Annotated in this window: 19 protein-coding genes; 12 read left to right on the forward strand and 7 right to left on the reverse strand. The window is 66.0% G+C overall.

Features of this window, described 5'->3' with window-relative positions; genetic code table 11:
• Positions 1 to 37 precede the first annotated feature (37 nt).
• The 7 genes from FJV43_RS29065 to FJV43_RS29095 form a co-directional block, all read right to left on the reverse strand.
• Positions 38 to 2,791: a calcium-binding protein gene (locus tag FJV43_RS29065; protein WP_239622427.1), complete on the reverse strand. Its 2,754-nt coding sequence runs from the start codon at positions 2,789 to 2,791 to the stop codon at positions 38 to 40.
• A gap of 1,238 nt (positions 2,792 to 4,029) precedes the next feature.
• Positions 4,030 to 5,625: an MBL fold metallo-hydrolase gene (locus tag FJV43_RS29070; RefSeq protein ID WP_239622428.1), complete on the reverse strand. Its 1,596-nt coding sequence runs from the start codon at positions 5,623 to 5,625 to the stop codon at positions 4,030 to 4,032.
• Positions 5,622 to 6,542 carry a ribose-phosphate pyrophosphokinase gene (locus tag FJV43_RS29075; protein WP_239622429.1) on the reverse strand — a complete coding sequence of 307 codons (921 nt, stop codon included), beginning with the start codon at positions 6,540 to 6,542 and terminating at the stop codon, positions 5,622 to 5,624. The genes FJV43_RS29070 and FJV43_RS29075 overlap by 4 nt, the downstream gene beginning before the upstream one ends.
• Entirely contained in the window at positions 6,539 to 8,080 is a 1,542-nt protein-coding gene (locus tag FJV43_RS29080) for a thymidine phosphorylase family protein (RefSeq protein WP_239622430.1), read from the reverse strand. The genes FJV43_RS29075 and FJV43_RS29080 overlap by 4 nt, the downstream gene beginning before the upstream one ends.
• Before the next feature lie 141 nt (positions 8,081 to 8,221).
• Entirely contained in the window at positions 8,222 to 8,386 is a 165-nt protein-coding gene (locus FJV43_RS29085; RefSeq protein ID WP_028177856.1) for a Flp family type IVb pilin, read from the reverse strand.
• Between the two features lie 291 nt (positions 8,387 to 8,677).
• Positions 8,678 to 8,914, reverse strand: coding sequence for a hypothetical protein (locus FJV43_RS29090; RefSeq protein WP_239622431.1), 237 nt, complete (start codon positions 8,912 to 8,914; stop codon positions 8,678 to 8,680).
• Positions 8,915 to 8,973: 59 nt separating this feature from the next.
• Positions 8,974 to 9,969, reverse strand: a complete 996-nt coding sequence (locus tag FJV43_RS29095; RefSeq protein ID WP_239622432.1) for a Ku protein — start codon at positions 9,967 to 9,969, stop codon at positions 8,974 to 8,976.
• A 230-nt stretch (positions 9,970 to 10,199) separates the two neighbouring features.
• On the opposite strand from FJV43_RS29095, the gene FJV43_RS29100 reads away from it, so the two are divergent.
• The 12 genes from FJV43_RS29100 to FJV43_RS29155 all read left to right on the forward strand — a co-directional run bounded on the left by FJV43_RS29100 (position 10,200) and on the right by FJV43_RS29155 (position 23,145).
• On the forward strand, positions 10,200 to 10,355 hold the full coding sequence (locus FJV43_RS29100; protein WP_162832009.1) for a hypothetical protein: 156 nt from the start codon (positions 10,200 to 10,202) through the stop codon (positions 10,353 to 10,355).
• A 234-nt stretch (positions 10,356 to 10,589) separates the two neighbouring features.
• Positions 10,590 to 11,264: a response regulator transcription factor gene (locus FJV43_RS29105; RefSeq protein ID WP_011085905.1), complete on the forward strand. Its 675-nt coding sequence runs from the start codon at positions 10,590 to 10,592 to the stop codon at positions 11,262 to 11,264.
• A gap of 106 nt (positions 11,265 to 11,370) precedes the next feature.
• Positions 11,371 to 12,747 (forward strand): sensor histidine kinase, encoded by a 1,377-nt coding sequence (locus tag FJV43_RS29110; protein WP_239622433.1) that lies wholly within the window; start codon positions 11,371 to 11,373, stop codon positions 12,745 to 12,747.
• Positions 12,748 to 12,907: 160 nt separating this feature from the next.
• Complete coding sequence (locus tag FJV43_RS29115; protein ID WP_239622434.1) at positions 12,908 to 14,308, forward strand: hypothetical protein; 1,401 nt, start codon at positions 12,908 to 12,910, stop codon at positions 14,306 to 14,308.
• A 98-nt stretch (positions 14,309 to 14,406) separates the two neighbouring features.
• Positions 14,407 to 14,676 carry a hypothetical protein gene (locus tag FJV43_RS29120; RefSeq protein ID WP_239629656.1) on the forward strand — a complete coding sequence of 90 codons (270 nt, stop codon included), beginning with the start codon at positions 14,407 to 14,409 and terminating at the stop codon, positions 14,674 to 14,676.
• A 139-nt stretch (positions 14,677 to 14,815) separates the two neighbouring features.
• A complete protein-coding gene (ccmI, locus tag FJV43_RS29125; RefSeq protein ID WP_239622435.1) occupies positions 14,816 to 15,922 on the forward strand; it encodes a c-type cytochrome biogenesis protein CcmI in 1,107 nt (368 codons plus the stop codon).
• Between the two features lie 37 nt (positions 15,923 to 15,959).
• The gene (gene ccmE / locus FJV43_RS29130; RefSeq protein ID WP_239622436.1) at positions 15,960 to 16,469 is read left to right on the forward strand and encodes a cytochrome c maturation protein CcmE; all 510 of its coding nucleotides are present in this window, start codon (positions 15,960 to 15,962) and stop codon (positions 16,467 to 16,469) included.
• Positions 16,466 to 18,448 carry a heme lyase CcmF/NrfE family subunit gene (locus FJV43_RS29135; RefSeq protein WP_239622437.1) on the forward strand — a complete coding sequence of 661 codons (1,983 nt, stop codon included), beginning with the start codon at positions 16,466 to 16,468 and terminating at the stop codon, positions 18,446 to 18,448. The genes ccmE and FJV43_RS29135 overlap by 4 nt, the downstream gene beginning before the upstream one ends.
• A 4-nt stretch (positions 18,449 to 18,452) precedes the next feature.
• The gene (locus tag FJV43_RS29140) at positions 18,453 to 18,935 is read left to right on the forward strand and encodes a cytochrome c-type biogenesis protein (RefSeq protein WP_239622438.1); all 483 of its coding nucleotides are present in this window, start codon (positions 18,453 to 18,455) and stop codon (positions 18,933 to 18,935) included.
• 113 nt (positions 18,936 to 19,048) lie between these two features.
• Positions 19,049 to 20,392, forward strand: coding sequence for a methyl-accepting chemotaxis protein (locus FJV43_RS29145; RefSeq protein ID WP_239622439.1), 1,344 nt, complete (start codon positions 19,049 to 19,051; stop codon positions 20,390 to 20,392).
• Between the two features lie 220 nt (positions 20,393 to 20,612).
• Positions 20,613 to 22,190, forward strand: a complete 1,578-nt coding sequence (locus tag FJV43_RS29150) for a Do family serine endopeptidase (RefSeq protein WP_239622440.1) — start codon at positions 20,613 to 20,615, stop codon at positions 22,188 to 22,190.
• A 274-nt stretch (positions 22,191 to 22,464) separates the two neighbouring features.
• Positions 22,465 to 23,145: a response regulator transcription factor gene (locus tag FJV43_RS29155; RefSeq protein WP_239622441.1), complete on the forward strand. Its 681-nt coding sequence runs from the start codon at positions 22,465 to 22,467 to the stop codon at positions 23,143 to 23,145.
• Positions 23,146 to 23,164 lie beyond the last annotated feature (19 nt).

The raw sequence follows: 23,164 nt of genomic DNA on the forward strand, positions 1-23,164 counted from the left end.
ATTGCGCGCGATCGTATCGGCCACACGGCCCGCCGGCTCAGATCAACGTGCCCGCGTGCAAGCTCGCATTGGCAAGCAGCGACTGGATCACGACATTGTCGCCGGGCCCTCCGTCCAGCACGTCGAGGCCGCCGCCGCCGATCAGCACATCGTCGCCGAGCCCGCCGAGCAGCGTGTCGTTGCCCGCGCTGCCGATGAGCACGTCGTCGCCGACGCCGCCATCGAACACGAGATGCGGCCCGCCCGGGCCGACGCCCGACGCCTCGATCACGTCGTCGCCGCCGAGGCCGTTGATGGTGATGGTGTCGTTGAAGTCGAAGTTCTCGATCACGACTTGGCTGGCCAGGCCGTCGATCACCAGCGCGCCGTTGCTGTTGAGCGACAACATGATGACGTCGTCCCCGCCGGTGCCGTTGATTGTGATGTTGTCGACCGCGCCGTCGCCGCCCGGGGTGCCGGGAACGCCGCCGAGGTCGATCTTGACCTCAGTCACGTCGGTGCCGCTCATGTCACCGACGGTGATCTTGTCGTCGCCGCCGCGGGCGTTGAACGCGATCGTCTCGACGCCGCCCGTGTCCATCGTGATGGAGGCGACGTCCCGCGTCAGCTCGGCACGGGCGCCGTTCGCGAAGATGTCGATGGTTTCGGCGATGTTGGCGCCGTTGAACAGCAGGGTGTCGCTTCCGGCCTGGCCCTCGATCGTGTCGTTGTCGTCGCCCGGATTCCAGACGAAGGTGTCGTTGCCTGCGCCCATCAGCGCGACGTCGTTGCCGTCGCCGCCGTTGATCAAATCGTCGCCCTGGCTGCCGCGGATGGTGTCGTTGCCGATGCCGCCGTTGATCGTCAGCTGCAGCACGCCGGCAGCGAGCCCGCTCGCGTCGATGGAGTCGTCGCCAGCGAGGCCATTGAGCGTGAGCTGATCGGTTCCGTCCATGGAGGTGAGGTGGGTCGCCGCATGCAGGCTGGACACCGTCACGCCGCCGGCATTGCCACTGACGCGGATCGTGTCGGCGCTCTGGGTGGCATCGACAAGGACGGTATCGACGACGCCGTCGGGCGTTCCGGCCGGACCGGCGAGGTCGATGTTCACCCGCGTCACGTCGGTCCCGGTCAGATCGCCCACCGTGACATGGTCGGCGCCGCCCAACGCGTGGATATCGACGTGCTCGACCCCGTGCAGATCCATCGTGATGCCGGCGACGTCGCGCGTCAGCAGCGCGCGATCGCCGTTCGCCACAACGGCCATGGTTTCCGCAATGTTGGCCCCGAAGAACCGCAGCGTGTCGACGCCGGTGCCGCCCTCGACAATGTCGCTGCCGTCGCCGGGATTCCATATGAAGATATCGTTGCCGGCGCCCAGCAGGGCGGTGTCGTTGCCCTGGTTGCCGTCGATGAGATCATTGCCGTCGCCGCCGATCAGCGTGTCGCTGCCGCCGCTGCCGAGGATCGTATCGTTGCCGGCGCCGCCGTCGATCGTCATGTGCACGATCCCGGCGGCAAGCGCTGCGGCCGAGATCGTGTCGTTGCCGCCGAGGCCTTCGATCACGAGCGCATCGTTCGCGCCTTCCGCATTGGTGATGGTGACGGCGGCCGGCAATCCCGCGATCGCAACCGACGTGCCCGAGCCGGATATCTGGATCGTATTGGCGGTGTTCGTGCCCACCAGCGTCACCGTATCGGCCGCACCGTCACCGGCGCCGGCTGATCCGAGATCGATATTGACTTGCTTGACGTCGGTTCCGGCCAGGTTGTTGACGACGATGTTGTCGCCGCCGCCCTGCGCATTGATGGTGACGGTCTCGATGCCATCGAGGTCCATCGTGATGTTGCCGACGTTGCGGGTCAGCAGCGTGTGTCCGCCATTGGCGGCGGACAAAGTGATGTCCTCGCCGATGTTCGAGCCGTTGAACAGCAGGGTGTCGGTTCCGGCCTGTCCGTCGACCTTGTCGCTGCCGTCGCCGGGGTCCCACTGGAAAGTGTCGTTGCCGGCGCCCAAGAGCGCGGTGTCGTTGCCTTGGTTGCCGTCAATGAAATCGTTGCCGTCGCCGCCCAAGAGGCGGTCCGCGCCATTGCCGCCGAGGATCGTGTCGTTGCCGTCGCCGCCGTCGATCGTCAGGGTGACGAGCGCGGCGAGATTGCCGGTGGCGGTTACGACGTCGTCGCCGTCCCCGGCGTCGACCACGAGGTTCTCGGTGCTGCCGATGTCCAGCGAGAACGGTGTCGGGTCGACCCTGTCGAAGCGCACGCGCGCCCCGTTGGCCGTGATGGCGAAGGTCTCGCTGCCGTTGCCGCCGTTCACCTCGGCGGTGTCGATGCCTTGGCCGCCTTCCATCAGGTCGCTGTCGTCACCGGGGTTCCAGATCATGCGGTCGTTGCCGGCTTCGCCGAACATCTGGTCGTTGCCGTCGCCGCCGACCAGCACATCATTGCCGGAACCGCCGAACAGCAGATCGTTGCCGCCCTTGCCGAACAGAGTGTCGTTGCCGGACTGGCCGAACAGCATGTCGCCGCCCGATCCGCCGGTCAGCGTATCGTTGCCGGCGCCGCCGAACAGATTCGCCGCCGGCATCGCGCCGTTGCTCTCGTCGATCGTGATGATGTCGTTGCCGTCCTGGCCGAAGGCCTGGATCAATTTGGTGTTGGCGACCGTGGCTGGGCCGCCTTTGATCGCGACGGCGCCGCCGTTGACGACGATCGTCCCGGCCGCGTTGCGGCCCAACGTGACCGCGTTGTTGTGACCGTTGCCGAGGACGGTGAGAATTCCGGCGGAAAAATTTGCTGTGACAGCCATGGGTGCTTCTCGCTTGACGTGATCGAAATGGGCCGTGCGGCTGGATCGTGACGCTTTGCGCGATGCCGGGACGAACGGCAGACGATCACCTCTGTAGGCCGGGACGCCGGTTCCGGCTTCGCTGAAGTCTTCGGACGGGCTCCTGTTTTGCTTGAGAGCCGCTTGATTTTCGGGAAGGCGAGGCGAAACGGCAGTTCACGCAGCCGTGTTCGCGGCAGCTCGGCCATGCCACCCACAACCTTTTGCGTTGCCCGACGGGCAAAACACGCAAGCGCTGGGTCGAGATCTCTTCGCGAAAAGATTCGTATTTACAGAAATTCTGTTTTACCGTACAAGCCGACGCATCCCGCCCGCCAAAGGGGCGTTTCGCGATCGTCACGAAGCGCGGGCCGGGATGCGGTGGCCGCGACGGCGTCGGCGCGCGATGGGGCTGCAGGGCGGGAATCCCGTGAGCAGCGACAGGCGCGACACGACACGGCGCTGACAGCGTCTTCGAAGGGCCTCGACGGTGAGCGCACGCCAGCCGTGGAGGACCCAGCGAGGACGTGCGCGGACGGAGAAGTCGTGTGGTCCCGACGCCCGGGGTCTGTGCGTCAAGTCATGCGGTGATGTGGCGGCCGACCGGTGCGCGCATCGATCATGCGCACGGCGACGGGGGCAATAGTGCATCGCTCCCCGAGGAGAGCACGAAGGACACCGTGAAAACCATCGCGCAGGGAAGGCCGGGATGTCCCGGCGTCATCTGTCGTCCACCCCGTGCGCTTTTCTGAAGCACACGCGGGACTTCGGGTGCCAGCCGGCGCCCGGCCTTCTCTGCGCCCTTGCTTTCGAAGAGGGCGGAAGAAGCCAGCAAAGCTCGGGCGAAACAGCCGCGAGGATGAGCAGCCATGTCTATCGCCAAACAACGGTCGTGTGCCCCCGGATGCGGTGCAGCGCCCCCGGCGATGCGAAGCATCGTCCGGCGCGGGGCTCTGTAGCGCCGGGGGCCATGTGTCAGCGGAATGCGCAGCCTTCCGGGTCCCGGCTCTGCGCAGCAGCGTAAGCACGCTGCAGCGCGTCCGGGACACGAGAGACGCGCGCTAAGGCGATGTCATCTCCCCACACTCCGTCATTGCGAGGAGCTCTTGCGACGAAGCAATCCAGAGTCTAACCGCCGAGGGATTCTGGATTGCTTCGCTGCGCTCGCAATGACGGAGTCTGCTGAGACGTCGATGCCTATTACCGCGACCGCTGCCCCGCTACGCCTTCTCCTCCAGCGCGCGGCGCAGCCTTCGGATGATGACGCCGCGGGCGCGGTCGTCGGCGGCGGCTGCGACACGATCGTTGATGTCGAGCACGAGCTCGGACATCTCGTTGTGCCAGTCGAGACGGGTCACAGCCTCCGGCGCGAGCCGCCGGCGATGATCCACGTCGAGCACGCGCGGTTCGGAGGCGGCGAGCTCATAGATATCGTCCAACATCGGCTGGTAGACCTTGGCCGCGGGAATGATGCGTTCGGCCACGCGCTCGGCTAGCCCTGCAATCGCCCCTTCCTCGCCGTGGACAAGGAACAGCCCGCGGGCGATCGGGCGGCGCGCCGCGATCCAGCTGGCCATGCCGGCCCCGTCGGCATGGCCCGAATATTCGTCGATCATGCGGATTCGGGCCGCGACCTTGATCTCCTCGCCCTGGATCCGCACGGCCCTGGTCCCGTTCTGGAGGAAGCGGCCGAGCGTGCCGTTGGCCTGGAAGCCGGCGAGAAGCACGGTCGCGCGCTCGTTCCAGAGCCAGCGCTTCAGATGATGGCGGATGCGGCCGGCGTCGCACATGCCGCTCGCGGCGATGATGATGTGGAATCCCGTGAGGCGCATGATCGCCTTGCTCTCGTCGGCGGTCTCGGTGAATTTGAGATGCGGCGAGTTGAGCAGGCGGGTGGCGTCGACGGATGGGTCGAGGCTCTCGGAATGCCGGCGGAACACTTCGGTCGCCCGGATCGCGAGCGGCGAGTCGAGGAAGATCGGTGCGGTCGGAATCCCGCCGTGCTCCATCAGGTCGACGAGATCGACGATCAGCTCCTGGGTGCGCTCGACCGCAAAGGCGGGAATCAGCAGCGCGCCGCCGGCCGCCGCGGCGTCGCGTACCTCGGCGGCGAGGTGCTTGCGGCGGAGTGCGGGTGTCGTGGCCTCGCGTACCCGGTCACCATAGGTCGATTCCGAGATGACGTAATCGAAATCGGTCGGCGCTTCGGGATCGGGCTGGAGCAGCTTGGCCTCCGGCCCGACGTCGCCGGAGAGCAGCACGCGCAGCGGACGCGGCGAACCTTGCTCGGCGATTTCGAGCTCGATCGAGGCGGAGCCGAGCAGATGGCCGGCGTTCCAGTAGCGCGCGCGGACGCCAGGGATCACGTCGGCCCAGCGTTCATAGTCGACCGGGCGAAACGATTGCAGCGATGCGATCGCATCGGCCTGCGTGTAGATCGGCTGCACCTCCTTGCGCCCGCGCGAGGCGTTGCGCCGGTTGAGCTGGGTGACTTCCGATTCCTGGATGCTGCCGGCGTCGGGCAGCATGTAGGAGCAGAGATCGATCGTGCCGCGCGTCGCCAGGATCGGCCCCTCGAATCCCGCGCGCACGAGTTTCGGCAGCAATCCGCTGTGGTCGATGTGAGCATGCGTGAGCAGCACGGCATCGATATCGGCGGGGCGAAACGGAAAGGCGCCGTAGTTGAGCTCCTTCAGCGTCTTCTGGCCCTGGAACAGCCCGCAATCGACCAGGAAGCGGCCCGTCGCGGTCTGAAACAGATAGCTCGACCCGGTCACGGTGCGGGCGGCGCCGCAAAATCGAACGGTGATGCTCATGTCGTCGTCTCCGGAAGATGTGTCGTGGCCAGTTCGGACCGCAAGGCGTCCGCGAGAATCTCGTCGAGCGAGATCGCATTGGTCGGATGCGGCACGCTGTCGGTCGAGCGGATCGACCGTATGCCGGCGTCGGTGAATGTGGCGATCATCGCGGGTGGAAACAGCGCGTGCGTCACGACCGCATCGACGACCGTCGCCCCCATCGCTCTCAGCGCCTTCGCGGCGGCCGTCAACGTCGTCCCGGAGGAGACGATGTCGTCCACCATGAGCGCCGGTCGTCCCGAGAGCAGGGCAGGATCGGCGAAGCTGACGGCGACGGAGCGATCGCCGTGGCGCGTCTTTCTCGCCACCGTGTGCTGCAACCGCAAGCGGCTCGCGACATCGTTCACCCAGGGCTCGGACTCCATGTCGGGCCCGATCACGACGGTCGTAGGATCGATGCTGCCGGCCGCCAGCGCCTTCGCGATCGCCGGCATGGCGGACAGGTTCTCGGCTTCGATACCAGGAAACACCGACCTGATGTCGGGAGTGCGATGCAAATGCGCATCGACGGTGACGACGCGGTCCACGGTCGTTGCAAGCAGATTGCCCATGGCGCGCTGGCTGATGGCCTCGCCCACATGAAATGCAGCATCCTGCCGCATGTAGCAGAGATAGGGCGCGACCAGGACGAGCCGCTTCGCGCCGCCACGTCGCAGGGCCTCCGCAGCGAAGAGCAGGGTGACCAGCTTGTCGTTGGGTTGATCGAGCGGGGCATAGAGGATCGTGGTGTCGCTCGCCGGCGCGACTGCAACGCGCAGTTCTCCGTCCGGAAAGCGGTGCACGGCGATCTCTCCGCAGGCAAGCCCAAGCCGCGCCGCGAGCCGCTTCGCCGCATCGGCGCCGGACGGCAATGTCTGGAACGCGATCGTGCTCACGGCGCCGTCGTGCCCTGCAGGGCTTCGTGACCGTTGACGAGGTAACCGGTCTCTTCGGCGGCGGCATCGGCGACCAGATCATGCTCGGGATGGTCGAAAGTGTAGACGCGATAGAGTGGCTCGCCCTGCTCGACGCGATCGCCGATCTTCTTGAACAGGCGGATGCCGGCGCCTTTGTCGAGCGGCGCGCCGGCGGTGCGGGCGAGGCGGTTCAGGCGCAGGCAGTCGATGGCGGACACGATGCCGTCATGCATCGCCTTGACGTCGAAGCTGAGCGGTCCCAGCTCGTTGCTGCATGTCGATGGACCCTGTGCGTCGATGATCTTCTGCATCTGCTTCAGCGCCGCGCCGCTGTCGAGCAGTTCGCGCGCCCGGGCATAGCCGGCGCCGCCGCGCAGCTTCGGGTCGTATTCCAGGAGATGGGCGGCGAGCCGGAGCGATTTCTCGCGCAGATCGCGCGGCGCGCCCGGCTCGTTGCCGAGCACCGCCATGACGTCGTTGGCTTCGAGCACGGGGCCGATGCCGTTGCCGATCGGCTGGCTTCCGTCGGTCGTGATCACCTCGACCGAGCGGCCGAAGCGGTCGCCGACGAATTCGAACAGCTTGCGCAGCCGCATGGCCTCGACGCCGCCGCTGACCTTCGCGGTCGGCCCGACCGGAATGTCGATCAGCAGATGGGTCGAGCCTGCCGCGATCTTCTTGGACATGATGGAGGCGACCATCTGCTCGCGGGTATCGAGGCTCAGGGGGCGCTCGACCGAGATCAGGACGTCGTCGGCGGGCGACAGGTTCACGTGCCCGCCCCAGATCAGGCAGCCGTTGCAGGCCGAGACGATCGCCTTCATCTCCTCGACGCCGACATTCACCCGTGCCAGCACCTCCATCGTGTCGGCGGTGCCGGCGGGCGAGGTAATGGCACGCGAGGAGGTCTTCGGGATCGGCAGGCCATGGGCGGCGACGATCGGCACCACGACCATCGATGTGCGATTGCCGGGGATGCCCCCGATGCAATGCTTGTCGACGACGATCGGGTTCGGCCAGACCAATTGCGTGCCGGCCTGCGCCATTGCCCCCGTGAGGGCGAGAAGCTCGTCGCTGGTGATGAAGCTCGCCGAACCGATCAGGAAGGCGGCGATCTCCATGTCGGAGTAGCGGTAATGCGCGAGGTCGCTGATGATCGCGCCGATCTCGGCCTGGCTCAAGGTCCGTCCGCGGATCTTCGCGCGCACCGCTTCCAGGCTCTCCGGAGGCGAGGCGGGCCTGACCGTGACCGGCGTGCCGACGGCTTCCGCAAAGCGCCGGAACGCAGGTTCGGAGAGGCCGATCTCGTCGGAAGCCACCAGCGTATCGTCGTCCGTGATCAGCAGCGTCGCCAGCAGAACCTTGTCGCCACGACGAAGCTCGACGCGGCTGAAGCCGCGGAAGATTTCCGCGCGCAGCGCCTTCGAGTGCCTGGAGACGACGACGACGTTTTCGCGGCCGGTATCGAGGCGGACGCGGCGGATCTTCAGTTGGGAGTGCGGGAGGTCTGGATGCATGGACAGGCCGGCAGCAGGGGAGTTGGGCCTCCATGCTTAACCGTCGCCGTTCTGGCGCTGTTGACCCAGATCATGGCCCGCGGGTCGGGGAGACATGGGGCGAGGGGCGTGGCGCGCCGTTACGCAGGCCAGGGCCGGCCGTTACTTCATCGCCGAGCTGATCGAGTTGAATTTGTTGTTGAGCAGCGCGCCGCCCGTGTTGTTCACGACGGTCACGATTGCCAGAGCGATTCCGGCAGCGATCAGGCAATACTCGATGGCGGTTGCGCCATTCTCATCGGCAAGAAAAGACCTCAGCAGACGCATTGCCAGCTCCTGTTCATCCGATCCAATGCATGGTCGCGTCCTAATCGGACTCGTAAATCGATCGAATATGTCCTTGTGCGTGCCGGAAGAATTTGGGCTCGCGCGATCGCGACCCCGCTCATACGACGGCATTCATTAAATTAAGGTTCCGTCGATCCGTCCAAATGGTTTCAAATCGGCAGCCCAGGGGCTGCACCGGCGCAGGGCCCCCTCAACGCGTCATCGTGTGGCCGCTTAACCGATTGTTGAGCCTGTTCGTCAACGGACCGGCAAGGACATCTCCGTCGCGCCTCATCCGCTCCGGCCGTCCGTATTCAGCGCCCGCAACATGGCGATGCGGGCGAACATCACCCAACCGCCGCCCGTCTCGGCCGCATTGATCAAAGTCTCGATGGCGGTCTGCCAGTGCGCTTCGTGCTGGGCGTCATCGGGCAGCTGCATGATGTAGTCCGCCGCATCCTGAAGCGTCAGCAGCTTGCGCTTGTTGCCGACGCGAACGGGATCGTCGAACGCCGTCGACCAGGGCATGTCAGGCCGGCCGATCGGTAGGGAGAGACATCACGGCGCGATCGCGGGGCGTGATGCTGCTAGCCGGCCTTCTTCGCCCGCGCCGGTGTCCGCACCGGCTTGTCGGCCTTCTTCGAAGCGTCCCTCGTCGCTTCCCTGGTCGCTGTCTTCGCCGCAATGTCCTTGCCGCCCTTGCCGGCGATCGGCAGCAGCATCTCGCGCTGGCCCTCGACGCGCTTCTTCGGCCTCTTGCCCTTGACGGTCTCCTTGGCAACCTTCGCCGCGGGAGCCGCGTCCTTCTCGTTCGCGATGCTCTTCTTCAGCGCGTCCATCAGATTGATGACGTTGCCGCCGGTCTTCGGTGCGGCCTTCGCGGTGATCGGCATGCCGCTGCGCTTCTTGTTGATGAGATCGATCAGGGCGGTCTCGTAATGGTCCTCGAACAGCTCTGGCTCGAACGCGCCGGACTTCTTCTCGACGATGTGTTTTGCGAGGTCGAGCATGTCCTTGGTGAGCTTCACGTCCTGGATGTCGTCGAAATATTCCTTTTCGCTGCGGACCTCGTAGGGGTAGCGCAGCAGCGTGCCCATCAGCCCGCTGTCGAGCGGCTCCAGCGCGATGATATGCTCGCGGTTGGTCAGCACCACGCGGCCGATCGCGACCTTGTCCATGCTGCGGATGGTCTCGCGGATCACCGCATAGGCATCGTGGCCGACCTTGCCGTCCGGCACGAGGTAGTAGGGGCGGATCAGATAGCGGTTGTCGATGTCGGCCTTGGGCACGAACTCGTCGATCTCGATCGTGTGGGTGGAGTCGAGCGCGATCTCGTCCAGCTCCTCCTTGGTGACCTCGATATAGGTGTCGGTGTCGACCTTGTAGCCCTTGACGATGTCCTCGGAGGTCACCTCGTCGCCGGTCTCGGCGTCGACCTTGAGGTATTTGATCCGGTGGCCGGTCTTGCGGTTGATCTGGTTGAACGAGACCTTCTCGGTATCCGAGGTGGCCGGATAGAGCGCGACCGGGCAGGTCACGAGCGACAAACGCAGAAAACCCTTCCAATTGGCGCGGGGGGCCATGGGCTACTCCAGACGCAACAGAGGACAAGCACCAAGGATAACATCGCCCAGGTGCGAATCATAGCAACCGCCGGCGCGGAATCTTGCAACGGCGTTAATCGCCGCCTGCGCCGTATTGCCGGCCGGGCTCACGGTCGGAACATCGCCCGAGATCACGCGTTGCCCCGGGCACTTCATAACCGCGAGGAAGTCGCGGTCATCGCAAGCGACAGCCACAGATTGAGGTCACCATGGCAACCACGCGAGAGCAGAACCGCATCGTGGAAACTCCGACCGAGGCGCGCCAGGGCGAGCCCGGGCCTTCGGTGGCGGCGCTGCTCGCCATCTCGACCGGGCTTGCGATCCTGATCCTCGCCGTCGTCTGGTTCGTCTTCTTCCGGACCTGACCGCCGGATCTGGACGCCGGCTCCCCGGCTCGCCGCGCGACGCGGCACATTGCGCCCGCCATGCCCCGGCTCGTCCCGCGGCATGGCGGGCGCAGTCGCATTGGCTTGCAACAGGTTCTATATGACCAAAAAGTAACGTAGGCCGGTTCCCTGCGTTCATATTCAGTTCACGCCGGAATTGCTCATCTCTGGCAGTGTTCATGCAGCCTGTTCTTGCAGCCTTTGGAGAGAAGCGTGCGCCTGCTCGTTGTTGAGGACGACCCCGATCTCAATCGCCAGCTCACCAAGGCGCTGACCGACGCCGGCTATGTCGTCGATCGGGCCTTCGACGGGGAGGAGGGGCACTATCTCGGCGACAACGAGCCGTATGACGCCGTGGTGCTCGACATCGGCCTGCCGAAGAAGGACGGCATCTCGGTGCTGGAGGCCTGGCGCCGCAACGGCCGCACCATGCCGGTCCTGATCCTCACCGCACGCGACCGCTGGAGCGACAAGGTGCAGGGCTTCGATGCCGGCGCCGACGACTATGTCGCCAAGCCGTTCCACCTGGAGGAGGTGCTGGCACGCATCCGCGCCCTGCTGCGCCGCTCGACCGGCCACGCCCAGAGCGAGCTCAGCTGCGGTCCCGTCACGCTCGACACCAGGACCGGCCGGGTCAGCGTGTCAGGCAATCCCGTCAAGATGACCTCGCACGAATATCGGCTTCTGGCCTATCTGATGCACCATTCCGGGCGGGTGGTCTCGCGCACCGAGCTGGTCGAGCATCTCTACGACCAGGATTTTGACCGCGACTCCAACACCATCGAGGTCTTTGTCGGCCGTATTCGCAAGAAGCTCGACGTCGACATCATCCAGACCGTCCGCGGCCTCGGCTATCTCCTGACCCCGCCGCCTGCGCCGGGCGCTTGAGGCCCGGCCTTCGAGCGGTCCGGGCTTGACGGCCGCCCTGACACGGGCCTTGGTCGGACCATGACCTCCGACGACCTGACTTCCAGCCCCTGCCGGGACCGTTCCGATGGCCGCTAGCTCGCTTGCGAACCGACTGTTCTTGTCGGCGACCGCCTGGCTCGTGGTGATCCTGGCCATCACCGGCGTGGTGCTGTCGTCGGTGTACAAGAACGCCACCGAGCGCGCCTTCGATCGCCGGCTCAATCTTTATCTGCGCACCCTCATCGCCGAGGTCGCGACTCCCGACGAGCCGCCGGACCGCCAGTTCCAGTCGCTGGGCGAGCCCCTGTTCGAGCTGCCGCTGTCCGGCTGGTATTGGCAGATTACGCGCACCGACACCGAAAAGCCGGAGGTGCGCTCCTCGCGCTCGCTCTGGGACAAGAAGCTGCCGAAGCTGGAAGACGAGGGCGCCGAGCTCACCGCCGCCGGTATCCGCCTCGCCTATGTCGACGGCCCGGAGGGGCAGAATCTGCGCATGGTGGAACGGCCGGTCGATCTCGGTGCCGACGGCAAGTTTCTCGTCAGCGTCGCCGGCGACGACACCGAGATCTTCGACGAGACGCGAAGCTTCGATTATTATCTCGGCGGCACCTTCACCGCGCTCGGCATCGTGCTGCTGCTGACGACCGTGTTCCAGGTCCGCTTCGGTCTCGCACCGCTCAAGCGGATCTCGGAGTCGATCGCCGACATCCGCTCCGGGCGGGCGGAACGGCTCGAGGGTGAATTCCCGGTCGAGATCGCGCCGCTGGCGCGCGAGACCAACGCGCTGATCGATGCCAATCGCGAGATCGTCGAGCGCGCGCGCACCCATGTCGGCAATCTCGCCCACGCGATCAAGACGCCGCTCTCGGTCATCGTCAACGAGGCCGGCGCCCACCTGGCCGATCCCTTCGCGGCCAAGGTGATGGAGCAGGCGGGCCTGATGCGCGACCAGGTCGCCCATCATCTCGAGCGTGCGCGCATTGCGGCGCGGGTTTCGGTGGTTGCGACCGTGACGGAGGTGGCGCCCGCCATCGAGGCGCTGCGGCGGACCATGGAGAAGATCCATCGCGATCGTGGCATCGTCGTCGAGGCCAGGGCTGATCCGTCGGCAAAATTTCGCGGCGAGCGGCAGGATCTGGAAGAGATGGTCGGCAATCTCGTCGACAATGCCTGCAAATGGGCGGCCTCGCGCGTCTTGATCGAGGTGCTGGTCGAGGCGCCGCGCCAGGCGGGTGCGGGTCCGCGCCTGCGGATCATTGTCGATGACGACGGCCGTGGCCTGTCGGAGGCGGAACGCGCGCAGGTCTCCAGGCGCGGCCAGCGGCTCGACGAGTCCAAGCCCGGATCGGGACTGGGCCTCTCCATCGTGGTCGATCTCGCCGCGCTCTATGGCGGCAGCCTTTCGCTCAGTGCCGCGCCGACCGGTGGCCTGCGCGCCGAATTGGTCCTTCCGGGACTCTAGTTCCTTGTTTTGACGTTGTTTTTCGTCTTCGTTGATCTCCGTCTGGTGGAAACCGCGGGCATTCGGACCCACTTCCTAAACGGCTTCTTAAGTGGGGCGTCCTATGATCGCGCCCGGACGCATCCCATGTCCGCCATTTTACCGTGCATTACCCGGGCGCATGAGCCAGACATCGATCGAGCGGCTGAGGGAATATCTCGCGCAGCTCCCGCCGCAGGCGCAGGCCCTGCTGATGCGAGAGTTCGAGCGCGCGCTGGAGCGCGGCCAGGATACGGCCGTCGCGACCCTGGTGCTCGAGCAGCTGCGCAACATCGTCCGCAAGACCGAAGCCGATGAAGCCGCGCCGCCGCGCACGGACGATCTGTCGCGATTGCTGTTCCAGGTGTTGGAACCGTTCCTGGTCGAGGCGGGCACGCCGATCCGGGTTGGCCAGATTCGCCGCTCCTCGCTCCAGCCGATCTGGCAGTGGCTCGGCCGTGACGGCGCACCGGACAAGGTGAACGAATTCGAGGCGCTGCTGTCGCGCTTGCCGGCCGACAATGCAGGGCAGGTCGATGCGCTGGCCTTGAGGCTCCAGGCGGTGGCCGCGGATGCCATCTTCGAGCTGACGGGACCGGGTGGAGGCGACAAGTCGCGCGCTTTGGCCCGTGTCGGTCCGCCGAACGTGATCGAGGATCTCTATTCGATTGGTGCGATACTCCAGATCCGCGAGGCCATCGCCACCGTGAGCGAGCGGCTGCCGCGCTTCCTGCGCACCTTCGGCGATCCCCAGATCGCCTCGGTGACGTCGGCGCTCAACATTCCCGCGCTTCAGACGCCGCAGATGCTGCCCTTCGCGCTCTCGATGGTCGTGCAGCGGATGACCGCCCCCTGGCAGATCATCCGCCTCGCCATCAAGATTGCCGCGTCCGACGACGAGATACGAGTCGCGGCAACCCCTTATGGCGTTGCCGTCACGATCGCGCTGCATGATTTGTCCTGCGTGGCCGCGATCCTTCGCATGGACATCAAGCGCGGCCATTTCGACAACGTCGCCGACAATCTCAAGACGCTGCATGACGGCGTGCGCGGCCTGCGCACCGAGCTCGACCTGCGCAACGATTCCGCCTGGGGCAAGCAGTTGACGTCGATCCGCGCCGACATCTCCAACGCGCTGCAGTCCGAGATCGACAGCGTTCCCGGCCGCGTTCGCCGCATCCTGCGCCAGCGCCCCGAGAAGGACATTCCGCCGGGCGCGCGGGTCGACAGCACAGAGGTAGAGGAAGCGGTGGCGCTGATCGACTTCGTCGCGACCTGCCGCAATTATGCGAGCGAGCTCGCGATCAACGAGGTGACGCTGCGCACCTATTCCGACCTCCAGCAATACGTGGAACGCTCGACCGAGCAGCTGGTGCAGTCGCTGCGCGCCGCCGATCACAAGGTCCGCACCTATCGACAGCAGCAGGTGCATGCCGCGATCCGCTTCTGCCAGGTCCTGTTCGGCGACGATTACGCCTCGCTGATGAGCCGGGCCGCGGAGAACGCACTCACTGGCGAACGCAAATCGTCGCGCGCGGGCTGATCAAGCGCAAATTTCATCGTCGCAATTTCTGGTTGACCATATCGATGGCGCGCCGTACGGTCCCCGAGCAAGTCCGGGGAATTTCTATCTGTGGGCGCATGAAACCCGTTATCAGCTCGATCGAGATTGAGAACCGCGTCATCGTTGCCAAGTATCAAAGGCTGATGGTTGGCGCCAAGGTGGTGCTGGTCGAGAAGGCGAGCGATCGGCAGCTGCCGGAGACGACCACGACGGTTGCATCTCGGGTTCCGGTCGGAGCGGTGCGCATCAGATTGCCGGAGGCAATCAAGCCGGGAACATACTTCCTGAGGGCCTTCAACGGGCACGGCGAGGACGCGGCGCGAAGCGCGGACTTCGAGATCGGCTAAGCTGTTGGATTTTCAACTCTTCGGGACTGTATGGCGTGCAGCGCTTTGACAATTGTCAATTGCCGCATCGTCCGGCCGTGGTGTAAAGGCACCTATAGGACCTATAGGCGCGGTTCGTGCGCTGCCGGAAGCTTGCCAGATGACTCTATGGTTCGTGTTCGCGCTGATGACGGTCGCGGCGATTTTCGCCGTGCTCTGGCCGCTTGGCCGCAATAGCGGCGCGCAAGATCAGGGCAGCGAGGTCGCGGTCTACAAGGACCAGTTGGCCGAGGTCGAGCGTGACCTCGCCGCAGGACTGATTCCGGCGCCGGAGGCCGAGGCTGCGCGCGTCGAGATCAGCCGCAGGCTGCTCGCGGCGGCAGCCAGTGAGCCCGCAACGGCGCCGAAGTCGAACCTCAAATGGCGCCGTGCAGCGGCCGTGGTGGCGCTGGCCGGCCTGCCGCTCGTTGCCGTCGCCGTCTACATGCCGCTCGGCTCACCCAGGCTTCAGGACTTTCCCCTGGCGCAGCGGGAGCGCGGGCCCGGCATGGCGCAATCGCTCGAGAGCCTCGTCGTTCAGGTCGAGCAACATCTGGAAAAGAATCCGACCGACGGGCGGGGCTGGAACGTGCTCGCGCCGGTTCTGGAGCGGCTCGGCCGCTTCGATGATGCGGTGCGCGCCTATCGCAACTCGCTCACATACAATGGCGAGAGCGCGGAGCGCCGGTCCGATCTCGGCGAAGCGATGTCGGCCGCCGCCGGCGGCGTGGTGACCGCCGAGGCCAAGGCCGAATTCGAGCGAGCACATGCCTTGAACGCCGACGATCCCAAGGCAAATTACTTCCTGGGTCTTGCCGCCGAGCAGGACGGCCGCAAGGACGATGCGGCCACGATCTGGCGCGCGCTGCTCGCAAAGGCGCCCGCGGATGCGCCGTGGCGTGCTCTGGTGCAGTCCTCGCTCGCGCGAGTCGGCGGGGGCGGTACGATGCCCGCGCTGTCCGATGAGACGATTGCTGCTTCCAAGGATATGGACGAAGGCGGTCGCAACGCGATGGTACGCGGCATGGTCGATCGTCTGGCCACGCGGCTGAAGCAGAACGGTGACGATGTCGAGGGCTGGCTGCGCCTGGTGCGCGCCTATCTCGTTATGGGCGAGCGGGACAAGGCCATGGGGGCATCGGCCGATGCCCGGCAGGCGGTTGCCAGCGACGCCGAGCGGCTGCGTCAGCTCAACGACGGCCTGAGGACTCTCGGGCTCGGCGGATGATGATTTCGGGACGCGACGAGCGGAGAACGGATACGCCATGACGCGCAAGCAGCGACGTATGACCATCATCGGCGGCTCGCTCGCCGTGCTCGCGCTCGCGGCCGCGCTGGTGCTCAACGCACTTCGCGACTCCATCGTGTTCTTCTCGACGCCAACCATGGTCGCCGAGAAGCACGTCGAGCCCGGCAAGCGGTTTCGCCTCGGCGGGCTGGTGCAGCCCGGCTCGCTGCAGCGCGGCGACAATCTCGCGGTGACCTTCGAGGTCGCCGACGGCAACGCCAAGCTGCCGGTCGCCTACAAAGGCATCCTGCCCGACCTGTTCCGCGAAGGGCAGGGCGTGGTCGCCGAAGGCGCACTCGACGCCAACGGCGTGTTCAAGGCCGATACCGTCCTTGCCAAGCACGACGAGACTTACATGCCCAAGGAGGTCGCCGATGCCCTGAAGAAGCAGGGGCACTGGAAGGACGATTACGGCGGCAAGGCGTCCGAGGGCACCAAGCCTGCAGCCACGACCGCACAGGGCAACCCGCAAGGAGCGATGCGGTGATCGCAGAATCCGGACATTACGCGCTGGTGCTGGCGCTTGGGCTCGCGCTGATTCAGTCCATCGTGCCCCTGGTCGGCGCGCGCCTGCGCGATGCAGCCCTGATGAATGTCGCGCGCTCCACGGCGCTGGCGCAGCTCCTGTTCGTCGGTGTGTCGTTCGCAGCGCTCGTGATGCTGCACGTGAATTCGGATTTCTCCGTCGCCAACGTGTACGAGAACTCCCACTCGACGAAGCCTCTGCTCTACAAGATCACGGGCGTGTGGGGGAACCATGAAGGCTCGATGCTGCTGTGGGTGTCGATCCTCGCGCTGTTCGGCGGTTTGGTCGCGAGCTTCGGCAACAATCTGCCGCTGTCGCTGCGCGCGCATGTGCTGGCCGTGCAGGCCTGGGTCGCCAGCGCCTTCTACCTCTTCATCCTGGTGACATCGAATCCGTTCCTGCGCATCGCCAATCCGCCGATCGAGGGACGCGATCTCAATCCCGTGCTGCAGGACATCGGTCTGGCCGTGCATCCGCCGATGCTCTATCTCGGCTATGTCGGCTTCTCGATCTCGTTCTCCTTCGCCATTGCGGCGCTGATGGAGGGACGAATCGACGCCGCCTGGGCGCGCTGGGTGCGGCCGTGGACACTGGTCGCCTGGATCTTCCTGACGCTCGGCATCGCCATGGGGTCGTACTGGGCCTATTACGAGCTCGGCTGGGGCGGCTGGTGGTTCTGGGATCCGGTCGAGAACGCCTCGCTGATGCCCTGGCTCGCCGGCACCGCGCTGCTGCATTCCGCGCTGGTGATGGAGAAGCGCAATGCGCTGAAGGTTTGGACCATCCTGCTGTCGATCCTGACCTTCTCGCTGTCGCTGCTCGGTACCTTCCTGGTGCGCTCGGGCGTCATCACCTCCGTGCATGCCTTCGCTACCGATCCCACCCGCGGCGTGTTCATTCTGCTGATCCTCTGCCTGTTCATCGGCGGCAGCCTTGCGCTGTTCGCGGGCCGCGCCACCTCGTTGAAGCAGGGCGGCCTGTTCGCGCCGATCTCGCGCGAGGGCGCGCTGGTGCTGAACAATCTCTTGCTCACGGTCGCCTGCGCGGTCGTGCTGTTCGGCACGCTCTATCCGCTGGCAATGGAGATGCTCGCCGATTTCAAGATGTCGGTCGGCGCCCCCTTCTACAATCTCACCTTCGCCCCGCTGTTTACCCTGTTGCTGCTCGCGGTGCCGTTCGGGCCGATGCTGGCGTGGAAGCGCGGCGATCTGCTCGGCGTCATGCAGCGCCTGCTCGCGGCGGGCGTTGCCGGCCTCGTCGCCGTCGCCATCGCCTGGGGCTGGGCAACTGGCGGCAGCACGCTGGCGCCGCTTGCGATCGGGCTCGGCGTCTTCGTCATCGCCGGGGCCGTGACCGACATCGTCGAGCGGACGGGCCTGGTCCGGCTGCCGTTCGCGACGGTGCTGCACCGGGCGCGCGGCCTGCCGCGATCGGCCTGGGGCACGGCGTTTGCGCATGCCGGCCTCGGCGTCGCGCTGATCGGGATCGTCTGCGAGACCACCTGGAACAGCGAATATATCGCGACGATGAAGCCGAACGACGTCGCTCATGTCGCCGGCTACGAGCTGAAGCTCGACGGGCTGTTTCAGCGCCAGGGCCCGAACTACCGCGAGATGATCGCCGAGTTCAAGATCAGCCGCGATGGCGAGGCGCTCACGGTCATGACGCCGTCGAAGCGCAGCTTCACCACGCGCGGCTCGTCGACGACCGAGGCCGCGCTGCTGACGCGCGGTGCGAGCCAGCTCTACGTCTCGCTCGGCGACGCCACCGCCGAAGGCGCGATCGCCGTGCGCATCTATTACAAGCCGATGGTGCTGCTGATCTGGTGGGGGCCGGTGCTGATGGCGTTCGGCGGCGTGCTCTCGCTCTCCGACCGTCGCCTGCGCGTCGGCGCGCCGAAGCCGGCGCGTGCCAAGCAGCGCCTCCAGCCCGCGGAATGATCCTATGCGCCGCATGATGGCCGCGTTCATCGCGTTGATGCTGCTGGCCCTGCCTGCGGCCCACGCCGTCCAGCCCGACGAGATCATGTCGGATCCCGCCAAGGAATCGCGCGCGCGGGAGCTGTCGCGCGAGCTGCGCTGCATGGTCTGCCAGAACCAGTCGATCGACGATTCCGACGCACCGCTTGCACGCGACCTGCGGCTCCTGGTGCGCGAGCGCATCGCCGCCGGCGACAGCAATTCCCAGGTGCTCGACTTCCTGGTGGCGCGCTATGGCGAGTTCGTGCTGCTGAAACCGCGCTTCGAACGGCAGAATCTCCTGCTGTGGCTGCTCGGGCCGGTGCTGCTGATCGGCGGGGCCCTGGCGCTGTGGCTGCAGATCCGGCGCCGCGCGCGAAGCGGTGCAGACGTACCGGCGCCGCCGCTGACGCCCGAGGAGGAGGCACGGCTCGCCGCGTTGATGTCGGACGATGCCAAATCTTCCTGACGTCCGACCACAAAATGGAACGGCGGCTGCGGCCGCTGCCGTGCGCTTCATGCTATTTTGACCTTTGTCTGGAAGCTTGTCGCGAGATCGATTCCAGCCTCCGAGTCCTCCCGATGTTCGCGAACAGCAATCTGACGATCCGCTTCCTGGTCGGCGCCGTCGTCGCTGCGTTATTGTTCCTGCTGGGCATCGGAGGCGGCACCGGCTTCATCGCGGTGCTCTATCTCAACAACGAGATCACCAGCCTGTCCTCGGACTTCGCCTCGCTGAGCGGCCCCGTGCGCGACCATGCCATGCAGATCTATCAGCAGGCGCAGACCGCGTTCTCCTGGTTCCTGGTCGCCTGCGGCGTGATCGCTGTCCTCGCCGCCGCGATCTGCCTCGCCACCTGGTTCGCCGTGCGCAACGGCATCCTCACCCCCTTGGCGGCGATCGTGCATGCCATGCGCGAGGTGGCCGACCAGAAATTCGAGACCGCCGTTCCCGGGCTCGGGCTCACCAACGAGATCGGCCTGCTCGCCGGCGCGCTGGAGGTGTTCAAGACCAACGGCCTCGAGCGGCGCCGCCTCTCCGAGCAGCAGCTGCACGAAGCACGGCATCAGGCCGAGCGGTCGAAATTCCTGGACGATCGGATCAGGCGTTTCAACGATCTCGTCGCCAGCGTCGTCGACAGTGTGGCGTCATCGGCCGTGCATCTGAAGACCAATGCCGAGACGCTGTCGCGGACGGCCAACGACACCAGCACCAAGGCCAATGCGGTCGCGAGCGGCGCGAACCAGGCCAGCACCAGCGTGCAGACGGTCGCAGGGTCTGCCGAGGAGATGACGAATTCGATCGGCACGATCAGCCGCCGCGTCACGGACGCGACCCAGCGCGCCGAGGGCGCGGCGTCACAGGCGGAGAAGAGCCGCGACACCATCCACACGCTGTCGGATGCCGCCGACAAGATCGGCGAGGTCGTCCAGCTCGTGCAGGCGATCGCATCGCAGACCAATCTCCTGGCGCTCAATGCCACCATCGAGGCGGCGCGGGCAGGGGAGGCGGGCAAGGGGTTTGCCGTGGTCGCGTCCGAGGTGAAGAATCTGGCGCATCAGACCAGCAAGGCGACGGAGGAGATCACCTCCCATGTCGCCAGCATTCAGGGCATCACTGCGGAGACCCGCGGCGCGATCGACGGCATTTCCAAGACGCTGTCGGAGATTTCGTCCATCATGTCCGGCATCGAGGTCGACACCGCCCAGCAGCGCAACGCCACGCAGGAGATCACGCGCAGTGCCCAGGACGCCGCGCGCGGCACCCTCGACGTTTCCAACCACATCGTCCAGATCACCTCGACCTCCGCGGAGACCGGCCGGATGGCCGCTGAGGCGCGGGATTCGGCGGTTGACCTGTCGCAGCAGGCCGAGACCCTGAAGCGCGAAGTCGACGAGTTCATCGTCAGCGTCAGGGCGAGCTGAGAGCGCCAACGTCGCGCTCAGGCGCGGTTCCAGGAACTCGGTTAAGTTCCTGTAGGACCACGATTTTCGGCGTGCGCTGAACTGCCGCATCCACGCACCCCTTCATTACGAAAGTTTAACCCCGCCGCCAGCGCACGGTAAGGCGCGAGCCCCCATGTTCAGGTTCGTAAGGTGCTGGCATCCCGCACCAAAGGAATTCAAGGCTCCTGGAGATTTCTGCATGACCGAACGTCCCGACCTTTCGAACCTTCCGTCGTACCGGCAGCCGCGCCGGTCGGTGTTCTCTGCGCGCAAGCTCGCGCTGATGGCCTCGGTCGTCGCCGGCCTCGGCGCGGCTGTCTACGGCTTCAGCCCTTCGACCTCGCCGGCGGACCTGTTCTCGAGCCCGGCGCATGCGCAGGTCAACAACGAGGTTCGTCAGGTTGAGCGTCCCGTCGGTTTTGCCGATATCGTCGAGCGCGTGAAGCCGTCGGTGATCTCGGTGAAGGTCAACATCAAGGAGAAGATCGCAAGCAACGATGACGGCGATGATTCCTCCTCGCCGTTCCAGCCGGGCTCGCCGATGGAGCGCTTCTTCCGTCGCTTCGGCGGTCCCGACGGCATCCCGGGCATGAAGGGAGGTCGTGGCCGCGTCGTGCAGGGCCAGGGCTCCGGCTTCTTCATCTCGGCCGACGGCTATGCCGTGACCAACAACCACGTGGTCGACGGCGCCGACAAGGTCGAGGTCACCACCGATGACGGCAAGACCTACACCGCCAAGGTGATCGGCACCGACCAGCGCACCGACCTCGCCTTGATCAAGGTCGAGGGCGGCTCGAACTTCCCGTTCGCCAAGCTCGCCGACAGCAAGCCGCGGATCGGCGACTGGGTGCTTGCGGTCGGCAATCCCTTCGGCCTCGGCGGCACCGTGACCGCGGGCATCGTTTCGGCCAGCGGCCGCGATATCGGCAACGGGCCCTATGACGACTTCATCCAGATCGACGCGCCCGTGAACAAGGGCAATTCCGGCGGTCCCGCCTTCGATACCAACGGCGAGGTGATGGGCGTCAACACCGCGATCTACTCGCCGTCCGGCGGCAGCGTCGGCATCGCGTTCTCGATTCCGGCCAACACCGTCAAGAGCGTGGTCGCGCAGCTGAAGGACAAGGGCTCGGTCAGCCGAGGCTGGATCGGCGTGCAGATCCAGCCCGTGACCTCCGACATCGCCGACAGCCTCGGCATGAAGAAGGCCGAAGGCGCGCTGGTGGCGGAACCGCAGGCCAACGGTCCGGCCGCCAAGGCGGGCATCGAATCCGGCGACGTGATCACGGCGGTCAACGGTGAATCCGTCAAGGACGCCCGTGAGCTCGCCCGCACCATCGGCGGCATGGCGCCCGGCGCGACCGTGAAGCTCAACGTGCTGCACAAGGGCCAGGACAAGGTCGTGAACCTCACCCTCGGCCAGCTGCCGAACACGGTCGAGGCCAAGGCCGACACCGACAAGGACAGCGGCAAGGGTGCCAATCGTGGCACCGACGTGCCCAAGCTCGGCATGACCGTGGCCCCCGCCAATTCGGTGGCCGGCGCCGGCAAGGAAGGCGTCGTGGTCACCGAGGTCGATCCGAAGAGCGCTGCGGCCGAACGCGGCTTCAAGGAAGGCGACGTGATCCTCGAAGTCGGCGGCAAGAGCGTGGCCACCGCGGGCGAAGTCCGTGACGCCATCAACGCGGCGCGGACCGACAACAAGAACAGCGTCCTGATGCGCGTGAAGAGCGGCGGCCAGTCGCGCTTCGTCGCGGTGCCCCTCGCCAAGGGCTAGGCCTTCAGGAGGCTTACGAGATGAAGTGTGTCGCCGGCATCAGTCGCCCCCGCCGACGGCGCCCTTCGGGGAAGCAGCGCAATGTTCGCTTCCCCTGTCTACCTTCCGGTGGAATTACGCCCCCCTCCGTCGGAAGGCCTAGGGCGGTGAGGTCCCCCCAGCTTCACCGCCCGCCTTTTTCCTGCTTCGACACTCTCCCGCTCGGCTTGCATGCCGGTGCCGCTCGCGCCATGTTTAGAGAAGGTTGACCTCCTTGACCGCCGCCGAACGCACGATGCGCCTCCTCATCATCGAAGACGACCGCGAATCCGCCGACTACCTCGCCAAGGCGTTTCGCGAAGTCGGACACATTGCCGACCACGCCGCTGACGGCGAGGAAGGCCTCGCCATGGCCGAGAACGGCGATTACGACGTGCTGGTGGTCGATCGCATGCTGCCCAAGCGCGACGGCCTGTCGCTGATCGGCGCATTGCGCGACAAGGGCAGCACGACGCCGGTGCTGATTCTCTCCGCGCTCGGGCAGGTCGACGACCGCATCAAGGGCCTGCGTGCCGGCGGCGACGATTATCTGCCGAAGCCCTATTCGTTCGCCGAGCTGCTGGCCCGTGTCGAAGTGCTGTCGCGCCGCCGCGGCGGCCCGGCCGAGGACACGCTCTACCGGGTCGGCGACCTCGAGCTCGACCGGCTGTCGCATCGCGTCGCCCGCGGCAAGGACGAGCTGACGCTGCAGCCGCGCGAATTCCGCCTGCTCGAATACCTGATGAAGCATGCCGGCCAGGTGGTGACGCGCACCATGCTGCTCGAGAACGTCTGGGACTATCATTTCGATCCGCAGACCAACGTGATCGACGTGCACATTTCGCGGCTCCGCTCCAAGATCGACAAGGGCTTCGAGCGCCCGCTGCTGCACACGATCCGCGGCGCCGGATACATGATCCGTGACGGGATCAGATAAGATGCGGAGCCCATTTAGT

Source organism: Bradyrhizobium sp. I71 (assembly GCF_022354745.1).
Lineage (GTDB): Bacteria > Pseudomonadota > Alphaproteobacteria > Rhizobiales > Xanthobacteraceae > Bradyrhizobium > Bradyrhizobium liaoningense.

Coding starts and splice junctions, on each gene's coding strand:
- FJV43_RS29065 (WP_239622427.1), bottom strand. CDS start 2,791: ATGGCTGTCACAGCAAATTTTTCCGCCGGAATTCTCACCGTCCTCGGC.
- FJV43_RS29070 (WP_239622428.1), bottom strand. CDS start 5,625: ATGAGCATCACCGTTCGATTTTGCGGCGCCGCCCGCACCGTGACCGGG.
- FJV43_RS29080 (WP_239622430.1), bottom strand. CDS start 8,080: ATGCATCCAGACCTCCCGCACTCCCAACTGAAGATCCGCCGCGTCCGC.
- FJV43_RS29085 (WP_028177856.1), bottom strand. CDS start 8,386: ATGCGTCTGCTGAGGTCTTTTCTTGCCGATGAGAATGGCGCAACCGCC.
- FJV43_RS29090 (WP_239622431.1), bottom strand. CDS start 8,914: ATGCCCTGGTCGACGGCGTTCGACGATCCCGTTCGCGTCGGCAACAAG.
- FJV43_RS29095 (WP_239622432.1), bottom strand. CDS start 9,969: ATGGCCCCCCGCGCCAATTGGAAGGGTTTTCTGCGTTTGTCGCTCGTG.
- FJV43_RS29100 (WP_162832009.1), top strand. CDS start 10,200: ATGGCAACCACGCGAGAGCAGAACCGCATCGTGGAAACTCCGACCGAG.
- FJV43_RS29110 (WP_239622433.1), top strand. CDS start 11,371: ATGGCCGCTAGCTCGCTTGCGAACCGACTGTTCTTGTCGGCGACCGCC.
- FJV43_RS29115 (WP_239622434.1), top strand. CDS start 12,908: ATGAGCCAGACATCGATCGAGCGGCTGAGGGAATATCTCGCGCAGCTC.
- FJV43_RS29120 (WP_239629656.1), top strand. CDS start 14,407: ATGAAACCCGTTATCAGCTCGATCGAGATTGAGAACCGCGTCATCGTT.
- ccmI (WP_239622435.1), top strand. CDS start 14,816: ATGACTCTATGGTTCGTGTTCGCGCTGATGACGGTCGCGGCGATTTTC.
- ccmE (WP_239622436.1), top strand. CDS start 15,960: ATGACGCGCAAGCAGCGACGTATGACCATCATCGGCGGCTCGCTCGCC.
- FJV43_RS29140 (WP_239622438.1), top strand. CDS start 18,453: ATGCGCCGCATGATGGCCGCGTTCATCGCGTTGATGCTGCTGGCCCTG.
- FJV43_RS29145 (WP_239622439.1), top strand. CDS start 19,049: ATGTTCGCGAACAGCAATCTGACGATCCGCTTCCTGGTCGGCGCCGTC.
- FJV43_RS29150 (WP_239622440.1), top strand. CDS start 20,613: ATGACCGAACGTCCCGACCTTTCGAACCTTCCGTCGTACCGGCAGCCG.
- FJV43_RS29155 (WP_239622441.1), top strand. CDS start 22,465: ATGCGCCTCCTCATCATCGAAGACGACCGCGAATCCGCCGACTACCTC.